This window comes from Caulobacter sp., assembly GCF_017744445.1.
Classification (GTDB): Bacteria; Pseudomonadota; Alphaproteobacteria; order Caulobacterales; family Caulobacteraceae; genus Caulobacter.
The window spans coordinates 1-628 of sequence record NZ_JAGIBH010000105.1 but is presented as its reverse complement, the minus strand read 5'-3'; the positions used below and the strand labels follow the sequence as shown (position 1 = coordinate 628).

General features: G+C 74.5%; 1 protein-coding gene. It reads left to right on the top strand.

All coding sequences use genetic code 11. The features are described from left to right. Positions 1–613 (top strand): efflux RND transporter periplasmic adaptor subunit (locus J7528_RS23895; protein WP_291879841.1); only part of this gene is annotated, 613 nt, incomplete at its 5' end. Positions 614–628 lie beyond the last annotated feature (15 nt).

Below are 628 nucleotides of genomic sequence, written 5' to 3'. Positions count from 1 at the left end.
ACGCAGCGCCGCTCTCGCCGCGCTCGACCTCGCCACCACCACCGCCACGCGCCACCGTGAGCTCGCCGCGCAGGGCTGGGTCAGCCGGGCGCGGCTCGACGAGGCCGAAGCGGGCCGGACGCGAGCGAGCGCCGACGCCAAGGCGTCGTCCGCTGCCATCGACGCGCAGCGCCAGCGGATCGAAGTGCTCGGCGCGCAGAGCGAGGCGGCCGCTGCCGCGCTGGCGCAGGCTGAGGCGGTGCGCGAGCTCGCCCGCATCGATCTCGACAACACCGTGGTCCGCGCGCCCGTCGCCGGCGTGGTCGGCGATCGCCAGGTGCGCGTCGGCCGGCTGGTCGCTCCGGGCGTGCGATTGCTCGACATCGTCTCCGTCGCCGGGGTCTACGTGGTCGCTAATTTCAAGGAAACGCAGCTGGCGCGGATCCGCCCGGGCCAGCGCGCGGTGGTCCGCGTCGACGGCTATCCCGATCGGATGTTCGAGGGGGTGGTCGACAGCTTCGCGCCCGGCAGCGGCGCGGCCTGCGGGCCGGGTGGCGATCATCGGCGGCGGCATCGCCGGCCTCACCGCGCTCCACCATCTGCGCGAAGCCGGGATCGATGCCTTCCTCTATGAAGGGCGGGGCCGCAC